We start from the raw sequence: 21,546 nt of genomic DNA, 5'->3' as shown, positions 1-21,546 counted from the left end.
GGCTACTTCGAAGTCTCGCCACAGCTGTCCTGTGGCGAGACTTTTTGCTGTCCGCCCACGACCCAACGATAGAAGTAATCGGCAATCACCCGCCCGCCCGTGGCCGGCACCGGATGAATCTTGTCCGGCCCGATCATCGCTGCGGCGTAGCGTTTGACGTCGGTGCCGAACGCGCATTGCAGATTGGCGTAACCCAGACGCTGCTCACGGGCCCAGGGCTCGATGACCTGCGCATAAGCCGACATCGGATAGGCGCTGGAGCGGGTGGTGTCCTGACGCAGGATCAGGTTGATGCTTGCCGCCGGTTGAATCTCGCGGAGCATGCCGACCAGACCCTGAACGTTATGCAGATACTGCTCGGGCTTTACGCCAAAACCCTGGTCGTTGCCACCGAGCATGATCAGGTAAATGTCTGCGGGGATCTTCGACACCACGGCTTTCCACTGCGCCTGCCAGCGCGCATCGTCGTGATAGAAATCAGCAGATGCCGCGCCGGACGCGGCCAGTTTCGATACCCGAACCCCGTCCTGATCGTTGCTCAGCCACAGGCCGAACAGGGTCGGCGCGCCCTTCAGCACTTCCAGTCTGAAGGCCCAGTCGGTGGCGGCCGACGTAGCGGACAGCGGGACTTCCTGTACGCCCTCGCCCGCGAGTTTCAACGGCTGCCAGTCGGCGGAGGGTGACCAGCGATAACGCAACTCACTGGACTCACCGTTGCCGAGGTAAAGCAGTTTCGCCTGGGTGACTGCGGTGTTGATGGCAGGCGTCGGGCTGGCCTCGACTTGCAGCCAGGCGCCGGGGTGGCCGGTCACCGTGCGGCTGTCGGGGCTGGCCTGGCCGAGGCCGGAGACCTGCCAGTCGCCGCCGAAGTATTTTTCGCTGCTGCGGGTGTACTTGAAATGCGTGCCGCCGAGCGCTGCGCCGTGGTTGAAACCGACATAACCCGGCCCGGCAAACCCGACCTCCCCGGCCACCCGTTGCACCAGTTTGTTCAGGTAGAAATCCTGCCCGGCGCTGTAGCTGTCACCGATCACCGAGATCGACAACACCTTGCCGGCCTTGCCTTCGCGCCACTGGCCAAACCGCTCGCGAGCGTCGCCGACCTGCACCACCGACGCCGCCACCGGCGGCACCTCATCAACAGCCAGCATGAATCGATTCCTTCATCGGATCTGCGCCACCGGCGCGATGGTCGCCGCCGGTTTTTTCTTGGTCGCGGCACGTTCGCCTAGGAACAGCACGGAGGTGAAGTTGAACCGGCTGAAAATCATCGACAATACCACCGGCCCGAGCAAGCCACACGTCACGCCGCAGAACACCAGCACGCTTTCGTCTTTCACGCCCAAGCGGCCGAGGATCGAACGCGACGTGGCAGCGAATAAAACGTGAAACAGGAAAATCGCATAGGAGTAACCGCCGAGCCAGGTCAGCGCCTTCGAGCGCATGTCACTCGACAGCAACGCGATGCAGGACACGCAGCCCACCGTCAGGCCGATCAGGCTGCGGCGGTCGACGATCAGCTCGCGATCCACCGCCGCCACGTACAGCAGCGTCAGCGAGATCAGCACAAACACCAGCGGGCCGATCACCTTGAACGTCTGCTTCAGCTCGCTGACTTTCTCCTGGCCGATCATGCCCGCCACGAAGAACGGCAGCAGATAAATCGCCCCGTTGATGCCGAACGCATCCACGGGAAACGGCGGCAACAGGAACACCGCCGCCGAGAAGGCGAACAACAGGTACAGGCGCGTCGGTGTACGCAGCAACCCGCGCCATTCCAGCAGGCCGACGAACATGAAAATGATGAACACCGCCTGCAGAAACCAGAAGTGGTTGATCGGCACGTAGAACGACAACAACGCATCCATCACGCTGACGTCCTTGTTCACGCCCGGCCCCACCGCCTGCAACACCGAGAACGGCACACCCACGCAAAACAGCGGCACGATCAGGCGCCGCACCTTGCCGCTGAAGAACGCGGAAAAGTCATTGCCGCGAATCTTGTAGAGGGAATAGATGTAGCCGGAGATGAAGGTGAACAGCGGCATGCGCACGTACACCATCGAATCGGCGATCACCCGGAACGGCGAGCCGATGTCGATTTTCAAACCACCGCCCAACGGCCCGATCACGTGATAAAGCACCAGCAACAGGCACGCCAGGCCACGCAGGGTTTCGATCTCCAGGGACTTTTTCTTGCTCGACATAAAGCACCCGCCTCAATTCAGAATTCTTGATTCAACCTTCACCGGTTTGTTCGCCCGCAGCATCAACCCCAGGCCCACGAACAGCACCGGCACCACCATCGAAAAGTGCCGGGCGAACGAACCGAAGTCCGGTTCGAACAAGCCTTGAACCAGCAGGAATGCCAGCGGAATCGCGATCAGTTCCTTGGGTTTGGTCTGGATCGGCGCGCCCTTGTAATCGGTCGAGGTGATGACTTTGAACAGCAGCAGCGCGGTCATGATCATCAACGCCACGAAGATCACCTGGCCCGGCCCGGACAGCAGGATCAGCTCTACGGGGAACGACAAGCGGAAGAAAATGATCATCGAGTCCAGGGCCTGCGAGACGAAGTCGCTGCCGCTGAGCCACGACACGATCAGCGATTTGGACCCCTCCTCGCCCGCCGTGCGCAGTTCGTTGTTGCTGGCACGAATCGACGACACCGGAAAGCCCAGCGCCAACTGGATCGCCATCGCAACCGCCAGGTAGAACAGGAACAGCATCAGGAAGAAGGTGGTGCGCGAGACGTACTTTTTCATCACGCAGACGCCGACCCAGGACAGCGAAAACAGAATCCAGTAGGGCCGGATCAGCACGCCGTAGATCACCGCCGAGAGGAAAAATCCGCCGCGATATTTGCGTGTCAGCGAGCTGAACAGAATGCTCAACACCGCCACCGACACGATGATTTCCTTGGTCAGGTTTTCCAGGAAAAACGAACGCACGATGCCCCACAGGCACAGGGTTCCGAAGATGGTCAGCGGCATGCGCCGGAACACCACCACGGGAATCGCCGTGAGGAAAAAGTTGCAGAACATCCCGTAGGCCCAGGCGTTGGTCAGGTTGATCCCGGTGGGCCGCAGCAGGAATGCCGAACACTCGTAGGACGAGCGATCCGGCGAGAACGGGTTCCAGAAATTACAGTTGTCGGCCCGGGCATAGGACGACCACAGGGTCATCGCATCCGGGCCCGGATCGCGCGGCACCAGCAGCGGCATCGCCACGGACAGAAACAGCCCGGTGAACAGGATCAGGAACGACAGCGACGAATCGAGACGGCGGCCGCGAAACTCGATGCACGGCAGTTTCAGGCCCATGACACGACAGCCTTTTTCGCGCGCGTGGCACGAGTCAGCAGCGCAATCACGGCGAGCTGCACGATGATCGCGAAGACGTTGCCCCAGGCCGCGCCGTAGATCGAATAATGCTTGATCAGCAGGTAACTGACCGGCACTGAAACCAGCAGACAAATGGCCGCGCTGGCCAGGGACACCCGACTGTTTTTCGAGGCGATCAAGCCGCCCCAGACGATGTCGCCAATGGCGCGCAGGGCGAAGGAGAAAATCAGCACGCCGAGGATGCCGTTGTCCGGACGCGGAACGCTGGTGGCGACGTAATCGAGCACCACGTTGAAGAACAGATAAATCCCCACCGCGACTGCCGCCGACACCGCCAGCGACCGCGCGATCCATTTGTTCACGAACAACTGCCGGACCGTGAACGGTTGCTGATCGGCCTGATAACGCTTGGCGAGCAGCGGAATGCCGACCACCGCCACCACCGCGTAAGACAACGCCTGCAAGGTGTTGGCCGCCGACCACGCGTACACGTATTTACCGAGGCTGGCGTAAGGTTCGAGGTCGATGATCAGAAAGCGTTCGGCGTACTGACTCAGGGCGATCAGGCCAGTGCCGAGGTAAAACGGCAGCCCGGCTTTCCACACTGCGGCGGTGGCTAGCGTCCCCTCTTCCCGCCCGCGATGAACGTTCACCACGATCAGGTAACCGGCGACGATCACCAACACGTTGGCGATGACCCACAGCCACAACACGCTGGCGATTGCCGACACCCAGCCGAGCGCCATTCCGCCCACCGCCAGCAACGCCCAGAGCCCGGTCTTGATGAAAAACAGCAGCGCACCCGCCGTGGCTTTCTGTGCGGAAAACACGAACGAGTTGATCTCGAACGACAGGTGTTCGGTGAGCAGCACCAGCGTCACGCAAGCGATCAGCGCGGTGGTCGCCTCCACCGACTGGAACAGTGAATAAATCACCACCGTCAGCACCGACAACGCCAGGCCCACCGCCAGGTACAGCAGCAGCACCTTGTCCACGACCCGTCGCGAACTGCCGCCCACGCTGATCAGCCGATTGATTTCGGAACTGAAACCGACGCTGTAGAACTTCGACGCGATCAACGACGCCGCGACCACCACGCCGTAAAAACCCAGCGCCTCGTAACCGAGGTAATGGGTAATGGCGAGCACCAGCAAGAACTTCGCGCCCAGTGCCCCGCCCCGCAGCAACAGCCGGAATATCATCGAATGACGCCCTTGATGATGTCGTCCATGGCCACGGTTTTCGCCTCGATCTCGCGGCAGGTGTCGGTCAGGCGCTTGCCGAAATTCGACAGCGCGTCAGGCGCGTAAACCGTGTCGATGATGGTGTCGACATTGATGTCGCCGCCGTTAATGACCCAGTCCTCGACGCCCATGTCCTGATAGGCGCCGAAGCCTTTGCGTTCGTAGCTGATGTGGTACGCCGGCACACCCGAGAGCAGCGATTCGATCGCGCCGTGCAGGCGCACGGAAATCACCAGGTCCGGTTGGTATTTGGCCAGCGTTGCTTTCAGCGGCAGCAAGTCTTCGGTGATGCCCAGCTCGCGGTAAAACGCGCCGTCATCGTTACCGCGCACGGCGCTCTGTACGGCGCAGACCACTTTGCTTTTGTTCTTCAAGCGCTGCAGCAGCACCTTCAGGTTGGCCACGTAGGCGAGCTTCTTTTCCTTGCTCCACGCCGGCGGCTTGCGCAGTACCACGCACACCGTGGCCGGCGTCGAAGCGCAGCGGGTGAACTTGGGTTGCTGAAGGATCTTGCCGGCCAGCGCCTGCACCGCGAGGTCCGGTGCGCGGTAGACATTTTCACAGGCATCGAACAGCGCCGAGGAACGGTTATCGCGCACGAACACCGCGTCGGCGCTGGCGTAATGGCCGACGATCTTGTCGCTGTCGCCGTGGAACGGCCCGATGCTTTGCGGCAGGTACACCGACGGCACTTTGCTGAGGATCGCGGTTTCCAGCTGCTTGGCGTGGCCGAGTTTCAGCTTGATGTGCTCGAAGGCACTTTTGGAGCGCATGTAGCCGCCGCCGACGCCGACGATCAGATCGGTTTTCTTCAACAGATCCGCCAGCCCCGCGTAGGACTGATTGAGGAACACCGCTTCTTTGACCCGGCCCAGACCCTTGGCCGCCATCACCGGCGCGTCGAAACGCGGGTGCGGCAGGTACTTGAAAGAGTCCGGATCGGACGCCACCACGCTGATCGCGGTGTCTTCGCCAAAGTTGCGCTGCACCAGCGCAATGGCCAGATCGACCAACAGACCATCGCCAGAATTGGAAGCACTGTAGCCATGCAAAATCGTTACGTTCATGAGCGGAGTTCTACTTAATAAGAGGGAGCGGAATACACGTCGTAGGTCTGGCGGATCATCAACGCGGCGCTGAAACGCTCGCGGACGATGCGCCGACCTTCGATGCCGAGAGCCGACAACGCAGGCTTCTGGATTTTCTTCAGGCGCTCGGCCAGCGCCTGGTGATCACCGGCGGGGAACACGTAACCGGACACACCATGGGTGACCAATTCGGGCAACGACGTGCAGTCGCTGGCAATCACCGGCAGGCCCAGCGCCATGCCTTCCAGCGGCACCATGGCAAAGCCTTCCCAGCGGCTCGGCACGATCAGCGCATCGGCTTTCTGATACAGCGCGTGCACTTCGGTTGGCGTCACCCAGGGCAGGTATTCCACCCCGTCCAGCGGCGGACATTCGACGACGTCCTCGTTCACCGCACTGCCCACCACCGTCAGTTTCAGGTCGCTGCGTTTTGCTTCGCTGTAGGCCTTGAGCAACACGTCGAAGCCTTTCTGGTAGTCGAGGCGACCGACAAACAGCAGATGAATCGGCTCCGGATCAACGATCTTGCGTTTGTCATCCTTGTGATCGATGCCGTTGTAGATCAGCGTCATGCGCTTGCGCTCGATGCCAAACTTCGCGGCCTTGTCCAGTTCGAACTGGCTGACGCAAATGATCTTGTCCGTGACCTTCTGCAGCACCCGCTCGATCCACGCATAGACTTTCTGCTTGATCGGCGAGCTTTCCATCAGGAACGAAAACGCATGGGGGCAGTAGACGATTTTCGGCTTGCGCCACGGCCGCAGGAGCACGCACACGCAACGGCCGATCACCCCGGAAAAGGTGCTGTGCAGATGCACCACATCGGGTTTTTCCTTGAGCAGGACCCGCGCCAGTTGCCAGGCAAAACGCAGCAGCGACGGCACATTCCGCCCGCTTCGGGCGAAGGTGCGGATCTGCTGTGCATCGATGCCGTGCAGTTCTTTCTTCTGGTCGAGCGGGACCAGATACACCAGCTCATAGCGCCCGTCTTCCGGAGCCGCCGAAATCGTGCGGATGACCGTCGCCACCCCACCTTTGATCGTTTCCGCCACGTGCAGTATTTTTTTCACAACCCACCCACTTTCATGCCTGTAAGGACCGTCGCTGAATTTCAGGACTGGTCGGACGCGTATTCGTAGTTGTAATAGCTGCCGTTGCCGTAATAGCTGGCCGCACGCTTCTCGACGCCGTTGAACACCGCGCCCTTCAACTCGATACCGTTCTGGGCGAAACGACGGATCGTCATTTCGATTTCCTTGGCCGGGTTCACCCCGAACCGCGCGACGATTAGGCTGATGCCGGCTTCGCGACCGACAATCGCCGCATCGGTCACGGCCAGCAGCGGTGGCGTGTCGATGATCACCACGTCATAGCGCTCGCTGAGTTGCGCCAGCAGTTCGCGGAAATTGGCGTGCATCAACAGTTCGGAAGGGTTGGGCGGGACCTGGCCACGGCTGATGAAGTGCAGGTTGTCGACTTCGACTTTGTTGATCGCCTGTTCGAGGGTGCAGCGCTTGACTAGCAAATCGGACAAACCGTTGGTGATCGGCGTGTTCAGGGTCTTGTGCAGATGCCCCTTGCGCATGTCGGCATCGATCAGCACCACGCGCTGCCCGCTCTGGGCCATGACCGCTGCGAGGTTGGAAGAGACGAAGGTCTTGCCGACCTGCGGGCTCGGGCCGGAAATCATGATGCGGTTGTTGGTCGAATCCAGTGCGGCGAAGTGCAGGCAGGTGCGCAGGCTGCGGATCGATTCGATGGACAGGTCCGTCGGGTTGCGCAGGGCCAGCAGATACGCCGGCGCGTCCGCCGCGACTTTGGCCCGGACTTTTTTGCTGTCCTCTTCCTGTTGCAGAGCGCTGTAGGGAATCGACGCGTAGACCGGCAAGCCGAGCTGCTCGATGCCTTCCGGCCCTTCCAGGCCCTTGCTCAGGGATTTGCGCAACAGCACCAGCGCCACGCCGACGAAGGCGCCGAGGAAAGTGGCGATCAACACGATCAGGGCTTTTTTCGGTTTGACCGGGCTGGTCAGGTCGACATCCGCCGTATCCACCAGACGCACGTTACCCACAGCACCGGCGCGAACGATGTCCAGCTCCTGGGATTTGTTCAGCAACTGGGTGTAGATCTGCGAGGCGACTTCGACATCGCGGGTCAGATTGAGCAGTTCCTGCTGCGTGGCTGGCAGGTCCTGAACCTTGCCTTCCAGCGAGCGCTGTTGCTGGGTCAATTCGCCAATCTGGGTCATCAGCGCGCGGTAGGCCGGGTGCTGTTTGGTGAACTTGCGATCCATCTCCGCCTGTTGCAGTTTCAGCTCGGAAATCCGTGTTTCGAGCGTCACGGACTGGCCGAGCACCGATTGGGTTTCCATGGAGATGTTCACGGTCTTGCCGTGGGTCTGGTAGGCGTTGAGCGCATCGCTGGCCTTGGCCAGATCACGCTTGACCTGCGGCAACTGGCTTTGCAGGAAGGCCAGGCTTTGCGCCGCTTCGGCGGAGGTGCGGCGCACGTTCTGATCGACGTACAGCGCGGCGATCTTGTTGAGGATCTTCACCGCTTCGGCGGCGTCGCTGCTGGCCAGGGCCAGACGGATGATGCCCGACTCCTTGCCTTGCTCGGAGATGTCCAGCGCGTCCTGATAACCCTGGATGGTCACGATTCGTGGGTAGCGCACCACTTCGAAACGGGTTCCGGGATTGGCCAACAGTTGCGCGACCTGCCCTTCTACGCCGTCCTGGGCGAAGGCTTCGCCCGCCACGCCTTCTACCAACAGGTTGTCGTTGTCGTCCAACAGCTGAAAGCGATGTTGTTCGCCGGCAATCAGGGTGAGTTTCTTGCCCAGCAGTTCCTTGGGCAGATTGAGCTTCGCAAACTCCAGACGCTCACCGCCCCAGGCGTAGCTGCTCAGGCCGAAACGCGGCGGCGCGACGCTGAGTTCGGTCTCACCGCGATAGCGCCGGGAGAGAAAGCCGCCGATCAGTGGAAAGGTGTTGGGGGTGACGTCGATATCCAGGCGCAGATCGTCGACCGTCTTGCCGATCACTGCGCGGGATTTGATGATGCCGATTTCGGTCACCGACGGCGATTGCCCGCCGAGCATGCTGTTGAGGTCGGAAAAACCGAGCATGTCGTTCTTTTTCGGTTCGACCTGCACCAGCGCGTTGGCCAGATACACCGGCGTGGCCAAAATCGCATAGGCCACACCGGTCATCATGAACGCGCCGGTGAACGCACCGATCAACCACTTCTGATCGATCAGGCTGCCGAAGATGCCGAGAAGATCAATACTGTCTTGATCGTTGTCGCGGGTGCCGATTACTGACGGTAACTGCATAAGTCTTTCTTACCATTCACTGAACTGAAGAATATTCATCAACGCGCCAGGCGTTGCGCCCATGAGCTAACAGCATCTTCAATCAATGCATGGGCATGAATAAAAGCGGCTTGCCCCTGACGATACGGGTCCTGTATTTCTCGTTCGCTCTGCCACTTGCCCAGCAGAAACACTTTGCCCCTGGCGTGAGAGGCAATCTTCAGTACTTGATTAACATGTTGTTTTTCCATGACCAGAATCAGGTCTGATTCATTGACGATGTCCGCTGTCAGTTGCCGCGCCGTGAACCCTTCGGCACTGTGTCCGCGGTCTTCCAGCACCTGGCGCGCGGTCGACTCCATGCCTTCGCCGACCCGCGCAGACAGGCCTGCGGAGGTCACGCTGATCGCCGAAGGTGTCAGTGCATTGCGCAACAGAAGTTCCGCTGTCGGACTTCGGCAGATATTGCCTACGCAAACGACAAGAATCTTTTTGAACAAGGTTTACTTTCCCGTGTAATGTCAATCGGCCAACATGCCTTGCACATTCGAATGAACCCGCAAGACCTTCCTTCACTCGGAAATAGATTCACCCTTAATACCGATGCATTAAGTACCACGGCCTCTAAAAGTCCCCCAACCAGAATTACCGGACTAAAAATAACTGTGATTTTCAGGCGAACGTTTTCCGACAAAAAATAACATTCGTGCACTTCGCGCCCTCTTCGTCATCGAAATACAGGCAACGAGATAACAATTGGCTAGATGTCATTCTCATCAGGAGAGCAGACATGAAATCAGCACATCTCAAACATCTTGGTGCCGCCGCCCTGTTGATGCTCAGTGCTACCGCGCAGGTTCACGCCAGCACGTTGTTCCCGTCACTGCCCGCCAGAACCATCGGCGTTCAGGTCAAGATCCAGAACTTCACCCCGGCCGACGCCGAGCAGATCAAGGCGGCGGGATTCAGTTTCGTGCGCTTCGGCGTGTGGAGCGACAGCCTCGGCGCCAAGGCCTATCAGAAACAGATCAGCGATGCGTTCGCGGCGGCGCGAGCCGCCGGATTACCAGTCTTGATGACTGTGCGCGCCACCAAGCCGTTGACCGGCGACCTGACAACCGCCGGTGAAGCGTTCGCCAACGCGGTGAGCGGGCTTGAGCAAGCATGGAGCACACAACTGGTGGGGATCGAAATCTGGAACGAGCCGGATCTCGACACCTACTGGCCCACCGGAGACTTCAAAAACACCTTCGTGCCGTTCATGACGGCCATGTGCAAGACGCTGCAGGGCAAACCGCAATCGACGCCTCTGGTAGGCTTCGGTTTTGCCCGCCCGCCGACGGCCGGTTCCGCCTCGACCGTGGCACTCAACAGCATTCTCGGCACCTATCCTGAGTGCCTGGACGCCATTTCCTACCACCCCTACGGCATGACCGCGACACAGATCAGTAACGCGCAGAACTTCATTCAGCAAAACTTCCGTCTGCCGGGCGTCATCAGTGAATGGGGCATCTCGGCGCTCGCTTCAAACGGTGGGCCGGAAGGGCAAGCCAGTAAAATCTCCGCTTTCATCGCCGATGTTAAAAAACTCAACATTCCGCTGACGTCGATTTATGAATGGAAGAACAGCGAGTCGGGGAGCAACGACCGGGAGAAGAATTTCGGCCTGCTGACCTCCGATGGCCAGCCGAAACCGGCACAGGCGGCGGTCTCGACGCATTTGAACGCCGATTAAGCCGTACAGCGGGTCGGTTGCTTTGAACCTGTGGTTCTTTTTGGCATCGTATTGATCGATAACGCGCCCCGCCTTTCAAACAGCCGTTTTCAGGTTGTTGCCACCGGGGCGCTCGATACGCCGACATGCCCTTGAGTGGCTGTCGGCGCTCGGGTAATGTCACCAGACCCATAGGACAGAGCACGCTCATGACTTCCAAGCTGGAACAACTCAAACAGTTCACCACCGTCGTGGCCGACACCGGCGACTTCGAAGCGATTGCCCGGGTCAAACCGGTCGACGCCACCACCAACCCTTCCCTGCTGCTCAAGGCAGCCGCGATTCCGGCCTACGCCGAACTGCTGAACGCCAGCGTGCGCGACTGCAAGGGCGATGTCGGCCTGGCCAGCGACCGTTTCGGCGTCGCAGTCGGTCAGGAAATCCTCAAGGTCATTCCGGGCCGCATTTCCACCGAAGTGGATGCGCGCCTGTCGTTCGACAAGGACGCGATGCTCAAGCGTGCCCATCGCCTGATCGAACTGTACGACAAGGCCGGCGTCGGCCGTGACCGCGTGCTGATCAAGATCGCCTCGACCTGGGAAGGCATCCGTGCCGCCGAAGTCCTGGAGAAGGAAGGCATCCAGACCAACCTGACCCTGCTGTTCTCCTTCGCTCAGGCCGCTGCTTGCGCCGATGCCGGCGTGTTCCTGATCTCGCCGTTCGTGGGCCGCATCTACGACTGGTACAAGAAGGCCAACGGCAACGACTACACCGGTGCCGACGATCCGGGCGTGCAGTCCGTGACGCGCATCTACAATTACTACAAGGCCAATGACTACAAGACCGTGGTCATGGGCGCGAGCTTCCGCAACCTCAATCAGATCGAGCAACTGGCCGGCTGCGACCGTCTGACCATCAGCCCGGACCTGATCGACAAGCTGGCAGCCGACACCGGTAAGCTGGAACGCAAACTCGCTCCGGGCCATGCCGGCGAAGCGCGCCTGAGCCTCAGCGAATCGCAATTCCGCTGGTTGTCCAACGAAGACGCGATGGCCACCGAGAAACTGGCCGAAGGCATCCGTCAGTTTGCCCGTGACCAGGAAAAACTCGAGGCGCTGCTGCAAGCCAAGCTGTAATCGGCCGAGCGCAAATGCAAAAAGGGCGAACCCTCACAGGTTCGCCCTTTTTTGTGCCTCGCGTTCTGGCTGATCAGTGCCGTTCGAGGGCATTCACCAGGTCATGGAAGGCTTCGCGGTTGGAGTCGTTCAGGCCCATGAGGATCTTGTGCGCTTCGAGCACCTTGATCCGCACCACCTCTTCCGACTGATCCTGATCCGGCAGGTCATCGAGGCATTCCGGGCACGGCACGGGATGGTTGACGATATTGAACACCTGCTCGAAACCCATCGACTGCAACAGACGGGTGATGTCCTCGTGGGTGGTGACCACGGTCGGCAGCAGGCCGACCTTCTGCCGCGACAGGATCGACAGCTTGGCCAACAGGCCCAAGGTGGTGCTGTCGATGCTGCGGGTTTCGGTCAAATCGATCACGATCGCGTTGAAATTCAGCGCGGTGAAGATTTTTTCAATAGTCGCATCCAACGCCGAACACAGGGTCAGGCGAACTTCACCGACGAACTTCAGGACGAAGGTGCCGTCCTGCTCGGCGAACTGGATTCTACCGGTACTCATCAAAGATTCCTGCTCAACACCAACAGGGCGATATCATCCGGCATCTCCCCTAGCGTGGCCAATCCAAAAACCTGCCGCAGACCATCCAGGCTGCCGCCCGCCGACTTTACCTTTTGCGGTAAAGCGGCTTCTTTCTCTTTGAGTGTGGGCTCTGGCAAAAGATCCAGAATGCCATCAGACATCAGCGTCAGGCTGAACGTCGGTGGCAGTTCGAGCACGTGGTCTTCGTAGGTGGCTTCATTGAAAAGCCCCACGGGCAGACCGCGCCCCTCGAGGTAGCGAACACTGTCAGGCGTGTACAACACAGGCAACGGCAGATGGCCGCCGATGCTATAGGTCAACAAACCGGTCTCCTCGTCGATGACTCCACCGACCATTGTGACGTGTTTACCCAGCTTACAACTGATCAGCCCCCGGTTGATATGACCGAGGACTTCCGAAGGCTTGAATTCCGGCAGCGTGCCGTTGCGCTTGGATTCGAACAGCAGGCGCGTAGTCATGAACTTCAGCAGCACGGTGACGAACGCCGAAGAGGCGCCATGACCCGATACATCCGCCAGGTAGAACGCTACCCGGCGCTCGTCGACCCGGAAGTAGTCGACAAAATCACCCGACAGGTACAGCGACGGGATGATCTGGTGCGCGAACCTGAATTCGTCGATGGCCCAAGGACTTTCCGGCAGCATGTTCATCTGCACCTGGCGACCGGCGTTCTGGTCTTCCTGGAGCAGGTTCAGGCTGGCTTCGAGTTCACGGTTGGCCTTTTCCAGTTTCTCGCGGTAGCGCTGGTTTTCCAGCAGCAGACGCGCACGATCCAGGGCCCGGCGCACGGAGTGCTCGAGCACGGCCAGATCTTCGAGAGGCTTGATCAGGTAGTCCGCCGCGCCCAGGCGCAGGGCCTCGACCGCGTCGTTCATCACGCCGGCGCCCGAGACCACGATCACCGGTGTCTGCGGTGACCGCTCAGTGACCTGACGGATGAGTTCGAGACCGCCCATCTGCGGCATGCGCAGATCGCAGATGACCAAGTCGGGCGTGTCTTGCTCGAATACCTGAAGACCCTGCTGGCCGTTACTGGCCTGCAAGACGCTGAAACCACTGTCTTCCAAATAGGCCGCGAGGCTCGCGCGCACTACTTCGTCATCATCGATTATCAGCAGCGTGGCACTGGTTTTTGGCATGTGGGCAAACGGCGCCAGAATTAGGTTGGCGTAGCAGGCGGGGCAACGGCCCGGCGCAGACTACTGGATTCGCTTTCTAGCCTCTCTGCTGCACCGCTTCGGAGCGTTTGCCCCGCACACGGTTGCACCAGAGGTGCCCTTCTAAGGCGCAGACGGTACTCCCATCCTTCGAGCGTTTCAAGCATGCGCCGATGGTCGCTTGGAGACTTTGTTTGTCAAATCACTCGCAGTTATAAGAACGGCTTCAACCGTAACCCAATCATTGGACGCGCCCACAAAAAAGGCGACCTCGCGGTCGCCCTTTTGTACTGATCAATCGAGATCAGAAATCGTCTTCGACCTGCCCGTCCTTGACCTTGAACTCGCGGTTCTGCAGGTAGGCGTTGCGGATGAAGGTGTACTTGTCGCCGCTGATCAGCTTCTCGCTCGACAGCAGGCTGGCGCGGGTGTCGACGATGTTCAGGCCGAAAATCGAGTTACGCACCGGCACATCGTTGATGTAGCGGTACGGGCCGGTGAAGCTGTCGACGTACTTGGACGGCGCGTCGCGCAGGGTGCTCGGGCCCATCAGCGGCAGCATCACGTAAGGGCCGCTGCCGACGCCCCAATAGCCGAGGGTCTGGCCGAAGTCTTCGTCGCTGCGGTTCAGGCCCATTTTGGTGCCGACATCGAAGAAACCGAGCAGGCCGAAAGTGGTGTTGAAGATCAGGCGAGCGGTGTCGACGCCAGCGGCGGCCGGTTTGGCCTGAAGAATGTTGTTCGCCAGGTTGGTGACATCACCGACGTTGCGGAACATGTTGTGGATGCCGTCTTCCAGGAATTGCGGAGTAACAAATTCGTACCCCTGCGCCAGAGGCTTCAGCGCATAGGTGTCGACGAAATCGTTGAACTGGAAGATCGGACGGTTGACGCTTTCCCAAGGGTCTTCTTCCGTTGCAGCCTGAGCGGCGAACGGCACCAGCGTCACGCTGGCACATACACAAAGCTGAGCAAGAGGATGGCTCCAGCGCATAGAAAACTCCTTGGATAGTACGGACGCAGCACCTGGGCCGCGGCGATTAGTGCGTCAGTATAAGACGGAAACGGCGCTTTAGGCAGTTCCCCCGGTGAAACCCACTGTAGGACGCTTCGTCATTGGCCTGTCATGCAATTGTCACCGACATTGCCTAGCCTGATCGCTATTTCAGGGACGTTTTCCATGCCTCAAGCCGAAGCCTTGCCCCTCGCGGCACCGACGCTGACCGCCGTGCTGTTCGGACTCAGCGGCTGTCTGGTGGACTTCGGCGCCCGCGCCCGTCATCACACCAGCGTCGGCCCGGAACACGCCGACGTCACACCCGGCGCCCTCGACAGCCTGAGCAGCCTGCAACGCCAGCAAATCCCCTGTGCCTGGCTCGATGAACTGTCGACGGCCTGCACTCAAGTCCTGTCATCGGCGCTGCCTGACTGGATCAAACCGTCGCAACATTCGGCAACAATCAATCCGTGGCCGGCGCCCAATGCCTGCTGGCAAGCGTTGATGGGCTTGAATGTCGATCGCCTCGACGGTTGCGTGCTGGTCAGCGGCGAACCGCGCCTGCTGCAATCGGGTCTAAACGCGGGGCTTTGGACCATTGGCCTGGCGTCGTGCGGCTCGCTGTGCGGCCTGGCGCCGGGCGAATGGCAAGCCCTGAGCCAGAAGGAGCGCGAACAGCTGCGCGGCAAGGCGACGGTGCAGCTGTTCGGCCTCGGCGTGCACTCGGTGATCGATCATCTGGGCGAACTCGACACTTGTCTGGCGGACATCAGCCTGCGCCGTCTCAAAGGCGAAAAGCCCTGACCGGGATCATGCAGGTTGGCCCAGAGTGGATTAGTCTTAAGGAGAGCCATAGACCTTTGGCGCACGGCTGCGGTCTATGCCAGTGCCTCTCGATAAAAGGAAACAACCATGCCCGCTCAAGAACTGCAAAAACAGCTCAATGCCCTGCGCGAGCAACTGGATCAAAATCCTCCGCTGACCGAAGCCGAGCGCGCTGATCTACATGCCCTGATGGAACAGATCGAACTGGAACTTGAACTGGAAACCAAAACCAAGGACTCCAACATTGCCGATGGCGTAAACCTGGCCGTTGAGCGCTTTGAAGTTGATCACCCCACCATCGCCGGCACACTGCGCAACATCATGAATTCCCTGGTCAGCATGGGCATCTGAGACCCCGCGAATGCAAAAAAGCCCTGCCATCACTGGCAGGGCTTTTTCATGTCCGCGAGGCGGGTTACTGACGAACCAGACGGTGGTTCGGCAGTTGCACGCTTTCAGTGCTGCGGTACGGGTTGATGTCCAGCCCGCCCCGGCGCACATAACGCGCAAACACCGTGAGTTTTTCCGGTTTCAGCAGGCGCTGCAGATCAAGGAAGATCCGCTCCACGCACTGCTCGTGGAAGTCCGAGTGCTGACGGAAGCTGACGATGTATTCCAGCAGGCTGGCGTGATCCAGCGCCGCGCCACGGTATTCCACCACCACGCTGCCCCAGTCGGGCTGGCTGGTCACCGGGCAGTTGGATTTGAGCAGATGACTGTGCACGCTCTCCTCCACCACGCGCGAATCGTCGCAGCGCAGCAGTTCAGGACGCGGGTGTTCGTAGTTGCTGACGCTGATATCCAGATCGTCGATGCACACACCCGGCAGCGCGACAACGCCTTCGGCTTCGACGTCTTTCAGGCTGCGAACCCGCACGCCCACCGGTTTGCCGGCAGCGGCAGACAAGTCCTTGACCAGCGTCGCTTCAAGGCTCGCGATGTCGGCGAACGGCGTCTGGTTCAGCGAGTTCAGGTACAGCTTGAACGACTTGGATTCGATGATGTTCGGCGAGTCCGCCGGAATGCTGAATTCACCGATCGCCACCACCGGTTTGCCCGACGGCAGCAGCCACGACAGCTCGAAGCAGTTCCAGAAATCCACGCCTTTGTACGGCAGGGTTTCGGCGGTCAGGCCCAGCTCGGCCCATTTCGCGGTGCGCGGGATCGGGAACAGCAATGACGGCGTGTACGTGGCGATGTATTCGCTGGATTTGCCCAGCGGCGAATGTTCGGCTGCGGGATGCATGGCGGAAACCTGACTGAAGAATCAGCGGATTCTACCAGCCTTTGCTCCCGCCTTTGAGTGCTTACTGACTGACAGTCAGTTTGCCGACCATTCCGGCCTGGTAGTGGCCGGGAATGTTGCAGGCAAATTCCAGGTTCACCGCTTTGCTGAAGGTCCAGGTCAGCTCGGCGGTCTTGCCCGGTTCCACCAGCACGCTGTTGGGGTCGTCGTGCTTCATGCCATGGCCCATCGAGCCGTGATCCATGCCCGCCATGTCGTGGGACATTTCCTTCATGCCGGTCGGCGTCAGCATGCCGCTTTGCTGCATCTGCAACATTTCCTGCTGGTGTTTGGCATGCATCGCTGCGTCGCCGAGGTTGAATTCGTGCAGCAACTGGCCTTTATTCACCAGCACAAAACGAACGGTCTCACCGGCCTTGATCTCGATCGCCTTCGGATCGAAGCTCATGTCGCCCATCACCACTTCAATGCTGCGGGTGGCCTTGGCCGCCGGGGCCGGTTGGCCGAATTCATAAGTGTGCGCCGGCGATGCCCACAGCGGCGAACTCAGCGCCAGCAGACACGCGGCAAGGGCCAGACGATTGCGCAAAAACATAGTCGTACTCCAACAAATCAAGGTTCAGCCTGTGGGAAACTCTAGCCCGCCTGCTCTGGCAGCGACCTGACAGGCAGATTACAACTTTGTCAGGTTGGCGCTCACCGCGTTTGCCCACGGTATAACGTCCTCGTTCCCGCTACCCGAGCCGCCCATGAAACTGCTGATCGTCGAAGACCAACCCAAAACCGGCCAGTACCTGCGCCAGGGCCTGACCGAGGCCGGTTTCAACACCGAACTGGTGGCCGACGGCACCACCGGCCAGCAATTGGCGTTGAGCGGCGACTATGCGCTGCTGATCCTCGACGTGATGCTGCCCGGTCGCAATGGCTGGCAGATCCTGCAAGCGGTGCGCAGCGCAGGCCTGGAAACGCCGATCCTGTTTTTGACCGCCAAGGACACCGTTGAAGACCGGGTTCACGGCCTCGAACTGGGCGCCGACGACTACCTGGTCAAACCGTTCGCCTTCTCCGAATTGCTGGCGCGGGTGCGCAGCCTGTTGCGCCGCGGCAGTTCCACGCCCCAGGAAACCAGTCTGCGCCTGGCCGATCTGAGCCTGGACCTGATCCGCCGCCGGGTCGAACGCAGCGGTCAACGCATCGACCTCACCGCCAAAGAGTTCGCTCTGCTGGAAATGCTTTTGCGCCGCCAGGGCGAAGTGCTGCCCAAATCGCTGATCGCCTCGCAGGTCTGGGACATGAACTTCGACAGCGACACCAATGTGATCGAAGTGGCGATTCGTCGACTGCGTCTGAAGATTGATGACGACTTCCCCCACAAGCTGATTCACACCGTACGCGGCATGGGTTACGTCCTTGAAGAGCGTGCCGACTGATGCGCCGACTGTCCTTGAGCGGTCGGCTGGCGCTTTTGTTCGCCGGCTGCACCGCCGTGGTTTCGCTGGTCGCCGGGGTCGTTTTCAATCGGGCCAGCGAGGGTCACTTCATCGAGCTCGACCAGCAACTGCTCGAAGGAAAACTGCTCAGCGTACGTCAGACACTGCTGAGTGGTAGCGACGCCGCGCACATCACCGATGAGTTGAGCCAACAGGGCGATGTCTCGCTGCGCATCAGCAGCCCTGAGGGACAACGCTGGTTCGGCCGTTCGTTGCATACGCCGGCGAATCTGCCGCAGCAACCCGGTCTGGCCACCATCAGCGACAACGGCACCGACTATCGCCTGCTCAACGCCGCGCTTGAACCGGAAAAACCGGATTCCCCGCAATTGACCTTGCTGCTTGACATCACCCACCACCAACACTTTCTGCAACGCATGCAGCATCTGATCTGGCTGACCGTCGGCCTGTCGGCGCTGGCTACTGCGCTGCTCGGCGCCTGGGCGGCCCGCAGCGGTCTTCGCCCGTTACGCCGCATGAGTGCGGTGGCCCGTGGGATTTCGGCGCAATCGCTGAATGCCCGATTGCCGGAATCCCGGATGCCCGCAGAACTCGCGGAACTGGCCCACAGCTTCAACGCCATGCTCGGACGCCTCGATGACTCCTTTCAGCGACTGTCAGCGTTCTCCGCCGACATCGCCCATGAGCTGCGCACCCCATTGTCGAACCTGCTGACCCACACGCAGGTCACTCTCACCCGCCCTCGCCCCCTCGAAGACTATCGCGAAGCGCTGCACAGCAACCTGGAAGAGCTGCAATGGATGGCGCAACTGGTCAACGACATGCTTTATCTGGCCAAGGCCGACCACGGCTTGCTGGTGCCCAAGCGTGAACCGCTGGAGCTGGCGGAAGAAGCCGATGCGTTGCTGGAGTTTTTTGCGCCGCTGGCCGAAGACGCTCAGGTCAGCCTGAGCCGTGACGGTTATGGGCGGTTTGCGGGTGATCGCGCGATGTTGCGCCGGGCGCTGTCGAACCTGCTGGATAACGCGTTGCGCTTTACCCCTGCTAATGGCGAGCTGCGCGTGCGGGTAACCGAGCAGGCAAAGTCCTTGAGGGTGACCGTGGAGAACAGTGGCGAAGGGATTTCTGCTGAGTTGCTGCCGCGCTTGTTCGACCGCTTCTACCGGGCGGATCCGGTGCGCCAGGAAGGCAGCAGCGAGCATGCGGGATTGGGGCTGGCGATTACTCAGTCGATCATCCGGGCCCATGGCGGGCAGATTCATTGCGAATCGGCTCAGGGCTGGACGCGGTTTGTGATTGAGTTGCCTCGAAGCTGATCGTTCCCACGCTCTGCGTGGGAATGCAGCCCGGGGCGCTCTGCGCCCCTTAAGAGCCGAACGCGGAGCGTCCGTTGATGCATTCCCACGCGGAGCGTGGGAACGAGCATCGCGTGAACTTACGAATAGCGCAACGCGTGCGCCGGTTCGATCTTCGCCGCTCGCCACGCCGGGTAAACCGTGGCCAGGAAGCTGAGGATGAAGCCCGCCGAGCAGATCAGCAGCACGTCGCCGCCCTGCAATTCCGATGGCAGGTTGCTGACGAAATAAACGTCCGAACTGAAGATGTGCTGCCCGGTCACTCGCTCGACCCAGCCCACCATCTCACTGACATTCAGCGCGGCAATCACGCCCAGCACGCCGCCGATGATGGTGCCGACGATCCCGATCACCGTGCCCTGCACCATGAAGATCGCCATGATCTGTCGTGGCGTGGCGCCGATAGTACGCAGGATCGCGATGTCCGCGCCCTTGTCGTTCACCACCATGATCAGGGTCGCGATGATGTTGAACGCCGCCACCGCGACGATCATCAGCAGCAACAGGCCGATCATGGTTTTTTCCATCTTCATCGCGCTGAACAGGCTGCCCTGGGTGTGGGTCCAGTCGTCAGCCTTGAAGTCGGCGCCGAGGCCGCTGGCGATGTCCGACGAAACCTTCGGCGCGGCGTACAGATCCTTCACCGCCAGACGCACGCTCTGCACCTGATTCGGCTCCCAGTGCTGCATGGTCGCGGCGTCGGAGACGTGGATCAGGCCCATGGAACCGTCGAGTTCGGCACCGACCTTGAACACGCCGACCACGTTCAGACGCTGCATGCGCGGGGTGATGCCGCCCGGTGCGGTGCTGACTTCCGGCACGATCAGGGTAATCTTGTCGCCGACGTTGAGGCGGAAACGCCGGGCAGTGATTTCACCCAGCACTACGCCGAATTCACCAGGCTTCAAGGCATCGAGACGGCCCTGAACAATGTGCTGGGCAACGATCGACACCTTGCCTTCCTGAGCCGGGTCGACGCCGCTGATCTGGATCGGCTGCATCATGCCTTTGTAGGACAGCATGCCTTCCATCTCCGTGAACGGCACGGCGGCCGTCACTTCCGGATTCTTCATCGCGGCGGCGGCGACTGGCTGCCAGTCGTCGATCGGCTTGACGCCGACGATGGTCGCGTGAGGCACCATGCCGAGGATGCGCGAGCTCATTTCGCGCTGGAAGCCGTTCATCACCGACAGCACCACGATCATCGCCAGCACGCCGAGGGCGAGGCCGATCATCGAGGTCATCGATATGAACGAAACAAAGCGATTGCGGCGCTTGGCGCGGGTATAGCGCGTGCCGATAAAGATCGATAACGGTCTGAACATTCGCTGGGGCACCGTATAAAAATAAAAGACCCGACGCCTTTTCAGGCATCGGGTTTCAAGCCGTCAGATGGGGGTCAGGCAACCTTCCTGCAGTTGCAGGACGCGGTCCATCTGGCGAGCCAGGTTCATGTCGTGAGTCACCACCAGAAACGCCGTGCGCATCGAAGTGCTGAGTTCCAGCATCAGATCCTGAATGCCTTCGGCGGTGTGGGAGTCGAGGTTGCCGGTCGGCTCGTCGAGCATCACCAGGCCTGGATTGTTGACCAGCGCACGGGCGATGGCCACACGCTGGCGTTCGCCACCGGACAGTTCCGCCGGTTTGTGCTCCAGGCGATGGCCCAGACCGACCCGCTCCAGCAACGCCGTCGCACGCTGACGCGCTTCCGGGATAGCGGTCTTGCCGATCAGCAGCGGCATGCAGACGTTTTCCAGCGCGGTGAATTCCGGCAGCAAGTGGTGGAACTGGTACACGAAGCCGAGGGCACGGTTACGCAGCAGGCCACGCTTTTTTTCGCTCAGCGCCGACAGTTCTTCACCGTCGAGCCAGACACCGCCCTTGGTCGGCGTGTCGAGACCGCCCAGCAGGTTGAGCAAGGTACTTTTGCCCGAACCGGACTTGCCGACGATCGCCACCCGCTCACCCGGATGCAGTTCCAGTTGCAGGTTGGCCAGCACTTCCACCGACTCCGGGCCTTCCTCGTAGGATTTGCCCAGGTTGCGGCAGCTCAAGATTGCTTTTTCACTCATGCCCGA

Annotated in this window: 21 protein-coding genes; 6 read left to right on the top strand and 15 right to left on the bottom strand. The window is 60.4% G+C overall.

The features are described 5' to 3' along the window. Nucleotides 1-2: 2 nt before the first annotated feature. From CAF74_RS26955 to CAF74_RS26920, 8 genes are read right to left on the bottom strand one after another with little or no spacing between them, the layout of a single operon-like run. Entirely contained in the window at nt 3-1,151 is a 1,149-nt protein-coding gene (locus tag CAF74_RS26955; protein WP_085748360.1) for an SGNH/GDSL hydrolase family protein, read from the bottom strand. Nucleotides 1,152-1,163: 12 nt separating this feature from the next. Next, nucleotides 1,164-2,207 carry an acyltransferase family protein gene (locus CAF74_RS26950; protein ID WP_085748359.1) on the bottom strand — a complete coding sequence of 348 codons (1,044 nt, stop codon included), beginning with the start codon at nt 2,205-2,207 and terminating at the stop codon, nt 1,164-1,166. Between the two features lie 12 nt (nt 2,208-2,219). Continuing rightward, nucleotides 2,220-3,323 carry a hypothetical protein gene (locus CAF74_RS26945; RefSeq protein ID WP_011335164.1) on the bottom strand — a complete coding sequence of 368 codons (1,104 nt, stop codon included), beginning with the start codon at nt 3,321-3,323 and terminating at the stop codon, nt 2,220-2,222. Then, the gene (locus CAF74_RS26940) at nt 3,314-4,546 is read right to left on the bottom strand and encodes a polysaccharide biosynthesis C-terminal domain-containing protein (RefSeq protein WP_085748358.1); all 1,233 of its coding nucleotides are present in this window, start codon (nt 4,544-4,546) and stop codon (nt 3,314-3,316) included. Before CAF74_RS26940 ends, CAF74_RS26945 begins: the two co-directional genes overlap by 10 nt. Next, nucleotides 4,543-5,655, bottom strand: coding sequence for a polysaccharide pyruvyl transferase family protein (locus CAF74_RS26935; RefSeq protein WP_007951622.1), 1,113 nt, complete (start codon nt 5,653-5,655; stop codon nt 4,543-4,545). The genes CAF74_RS26940 and CAF74_RS26935 overlap by 4 nt, the downstream gene beginning before the upstream one ends. A 14-nt stretch (nt 5,656-5,669) precedes the next feature. Beyond that, nucleotides 5,670-6,746 (bottom strand): glycosyltransferase family 4 protein, encoded by a 1,077-nt coding sequence (locus CAF74_RS26930; protein ID WP_085748357.1) that lies wholly within the window; start codon nt 6,744-6,746, stop codon nt 5,670-5,672. Nucleotides 6,747-6,787: 41 nt separating this feature from the next. After that, nucleotides 6,788-9,010: a polysaccharide biosynthesis tyrosine autokinase gene (locus tag CAF74_RS26925; protein WP_085748356.1), complete on the bottom strand. Its 2,223-nt coding sequence runs from the start codon at nt 9,008-9,010 to the stop codon at nt 6,788-6,790. A 38-nt stretch (nt 9,011-9,048) separates the two neighbouring features. Beyond that, on the bottom strand, nt 9,049-9,489 hold the full coding sequence (locus CAF74_RS26920) for a low molecular weight protein-tyrosine-phosphatase (RefSeq protein ID WP_085748355.1): 441 nt from the start codon (nt 9,487-9,489) through the stop codon (nt 9,049-9,051). Between the two features lie 290 nt (nt 9,490-9,779). Here CAF74_RS26920 and CAF74_RS26915 point away from each other — a divergent pair, with 290 nt between their 5' ends. Then, complete coding sequence (locus CAF74_RS26915; protein ID WP_085748354.1) at nt 9,780-10,724, top strand: glycosyl hydrolase family 5; 945 nt, start codon at nt 9,780-9,782, stop codon at nt 10,722-10,724. A gap of 188 nt (nt 10,725-10,912) precedes the next feature. Beyond that, nucleotides 10,913-11,839 carry a transaldolase gene (gene tal, locus CAF74_RS26910; protein WP_085748353.1) on the top strand — a complete coding sequence of 309 codons (927 nt, stop codon included), beginning with the start codon at nt 10,913-10,915 and terminating at the stop codon, nt 11,837-11,839. A 73-nt stretch (nt 11,840-11,912) separates the two neighbouring features. Here the strand turns inward: tal and rssC are convergent, their stop codons facing one another. The 3 genes from rssC to CAF74_RS26895 form a co-directional block, all read right to left on the bottom strand. After that, the gene (gene rssC / locus CAF74_RS26905; protein WP_003226553.1) at nt 11,913-12,395 is read right to left on the bottom strand and encodes an anti-sigma factor antagonist RssC; all 483 of its coding nucleotides are present in this window, start codon (nt 12,393-12,395) and stop codon (nt 11,913-11,915) included. Then, nucleotides 12,395-13,576, bottom strand: coding sequence for a two-component system response regulator RssB (rssB, locus tag CAF74_RS26900; protein ID WP_041475374.1), 1,182 nt, complete (start codon nt 13,574-13,576; stop codon nt 12,395-12,397). Before rssB ends, rssC begins: the two co-directional genes overlap by 1 nt. 322 nt (nt 13,577-13,898) lie before the next feature. Further along, nucleotides 13,899-14,588: a VacJ family lipoprotein gene (locus tag CAF74_RS26895; protein ID WP_085748352.1), complete on the bottom strand. Its 690-nt coding sequence runs from the start codon at nt 14,586-14,588 to the stop codon at nt 13,899-13,901. A 186-nt stretch (nt 14,589-14,774) separates the two neighbouring features. Between CAF74_RS26895 and CAF74_RS26890 the strand changes: the two genes are divergently transcribed. After that, complete coding sequence (locus tag CAF74_RS26890; RefSeq protein ID WP_085748351.1) at nt 14,775-15,395, top strand: phosphatase; 621 nt, start codon at nt 14,775-14,777, stop codon at nt 15,393-15,395. Between the two features lie 108 nt (nt 15,396-15,503). Continuing rightward, on the top strand, nt 15,504-15,767 hold the full coding sequence (locus CAF74_RS26885) for a DUF4404 family protein (RefSeq protein ID WP_039772780.1): 264 nt from the start codon (nt 15,504-15,506) through the stop codon (nt 15,765-15,767). A 64-nt stretch (nt 15,768-15,831) separates the two neighbouring features. On the opposite strand, the gene queF is transcribed toward CAF74_RS26885, so the two are convergent. Next, complete coding sequence (gene queF / locus CAF74_RS26880) at nt 15,832-16,662, bottom strand: NADPH-dependent 7-cyano-7-deazaguanine reductase QueF (protein ID WP_085608218.1); 831 nt, start codon at nt 16,660-16,662, stop codon at nt 15,832-15,834. A 61-nt stretch (nt 16,663-16,723) separates the two neighbouring features. Continuing rightward, entirely contained in the window at nt 16,724-17,257 is a 534-nt protein-coding gene (locus CAF74_RS26875) for a plastocyanin/azurin family copper-binding protein (RefSeq protein ID WP_085748350.1), read from the bottom strand. 154 nt (nt 17,258-17,411) lie between these two features. Between CAF74_RS26875 and CAF74_RS26870 the strand changes: the two genes are divergently transcribed. Next, entirely contained in the window at nt 17,412-18,092 is a 681-nt protein-coding gene (locus tag CAF74_RS26870) for a heavy metal response regulator transcription factor (protein WP_007951608.1), read from the top strand. Next, nucleotides 18,092-19,429, top strand: coding sequence for a heavy metal sensor histidine kinase (locus CAF74_RS26865; RefSeq protein ID WP_085748349.1), 1,338 nt, complete (start codon nt 18,092-18,094; stop codon nt 19,427-19,429). The genes CAF74_RS26870 and CAF74_RS26865 overlap by 1 nt, the downstream gene beginning before the upstream one ends. A 119-nt stretch (nt 19,430-19,548) precedes the next feature. On the opposite strand, the gene CAF74_RS26860 is transcribed toward CAF74_RS26865, so the two are convergent. Both CAF74_RS26860 and lolD read right to left on the bottom strand, forming a co-directional pair. Next, entirely contained in the window at nt 19,549-20,793 is a 1,245-nt protein-coding gene (locus CAF74_RS26860) for a lipoprotein-releasing ABC transporter permease subunit (protein WP_011335181.1), read from the bottom strand. 63 nt (nt 20,794-20,856) lie between these two features. Continuing rightward, nucleotides 20,857-21,540 (bottom strand): lipoprotein-releasing ABC transporter ATP-binding protein LolD, encoded by a 684-nt coding sequence (gene lolD / locus CAF74_RS26855; RefSeq protein ID WP_162831788.1) that lies wholly within the window; start codon nt 21,538-21,540, stop codon nt 20,857-20,859. Between the last annotated feature and the right edge of the window lie 6 nt (nt 21,541-21,546).

The sequence above is a fragment of the Pseudomonas sp. R45(2017) genome (assembly GCF_002112305.1).
Lineage (GTDB): Bacteria > Pseudomonadota > Gammaproteobacteria > Pseudomonadales > Pseudomonadaceae > Aquipseudomonas > Aquipseudomonas paraglycinae.
This window is presented reverse-complemented; position numbering and strand designations above follow the sequence as displayed.

Excerpts from the sequence above, each read along its gene's own strand:
- CAF74_RS26955 (WP_085748360.1), bottom strand. The coding sequence starts at position 1,151 with ATGCTGGCTGTTGATGAGGTGCCGCCGGTGGCGGCGTCGGTGGTGCAG.
- CAF74_RS26950 (WP_085748359.1), bottom strand. The coding sequence starts at position 2,207 with ATGTCGAGCAAGAAAAAGTCCCTGGAGATCGAAACCCTGCGTGGCCTG.
- CAF74_RS26945 (WP_011335164.1), bottom strand. The coding sequence starts at position 3,323 with ATGGGCCTGAAACTGCCGTGCATCGAGTTTCGCGGCCGCCGTCTCGAT.
- CAF74_RS26940 (WP_085748358.1), bottom strand. The coding sequence starts at position 4,546 with ATGATATTCCGGCTGTTGCTGCGGGGCGGGGCACTGGGCGCGAAGTTC.
- CAF74_RS26935 (WP_007951622.1), bottom strand. The coding sequence starts at position 5,655 with ATGAACGTAACGATTTTGCATGGCTACAGTGCTTCCAATTCTGGCGAT.
- CAF74_RS26925 (WP_085748356.1), bottom strand. The coding sequence starts at position 9,010 with ATGCAGTTACCGTCAGTAATCGGCACCCGCGACAACGATCAAGACAGT.
- CAF74_RS26915 (WP_085748354.1), top strand. The coding sequence starts at position 9,780 with ATGAAATCAGCACATCTCAAACATCTTGGTGCCGCCGCCCTGTTGATG.
- tal (WP_085748353.1), top strand. The coding sequence starts at position 10,913 with ATGACTTCCAAGCTGGAACAACTCAAACAGTTCACCACCGTCGTGGCC.
- rssC (WP_003226553.1), bottom strand. The coding sequence starts at position 12,395 with ATGAGTACCGGTAGAATCCAGTTCGCCGAGCAGGACGGCACCTTCGTC.
- rssB (WP_041475374.1), bottom strand. The coding sequence starts at position 13,576 with ATGCCAAAAACCAGTGCCACGCTGCTGATAATCGATGATGACGAAGTA.
- CAF74_RS26895 (WP_085748352.1), bottom strand. The coding sequence starts at position 14,588 with ATGCGCTGGAGCCATCCTCTTGCTCAGCTTTGTGTATGTGCCAGCGTG.
- CAF74_RS26890 (WP_085748351.1), top strand. The coding sequence starts at position 14,775 with ATGCCTCAAGCCGAAGCCTTGCCCCTCGCGGCACCGACGCTGACCGCC.
- CAF74_RS26885 (WP_039772780.1), top strand. The coding sequence starts at position 15,504 with ATGCCCGCTCAAGAACTGCAAAAACAGCTCAATGCCCTGCGCGAGCAA.
- queF (WP_085608218.1), bottom strand. The coding sequence starts at position 16,662 with ATGCATCCCGCAGCCGAACATTCGCCGCTGGGCAAATCCAGCGAATAC.
- CAF74_RS26875 (WP_085748350.1), bottom strand. The coding sequence starts at position 17,257 with ATGTTTTTGCGCAATCGTCTGGCCCTTGCCGCGTGTCTGCTGGCGCTG.
- CAF74_RS26870 (WP_007951608.1), top strand. The coding sequence starts at position 17,412 with ATGAAACTGCTGATCGTCGAAGACCAACCCAAAACCGGCCAGTACCTG.
- CAF74_RS26865 (WP_085748349.1), top strand. The coding sequence starts at position 18,092 with ATGCGCCGACTGTCCTTGAGCGGTCGGCTGGCGCTTTTGTTCGCCGGC.
- CAF74_RS26860 (WP_011335181.1), bottom strand. The coding sequence starts at position 20,793 with ATGTTCAGACCGTTATCGATCTTTATCGGCACGCGCTATACCCGCGCC.
- lolD (WP_162831788.1), bottom strand. The coding sequence starts at position 21,540 with ATGAGTGAAAAAGCAATCTTGAGCTGCCGCAACCTGGGCAAATCCTAC.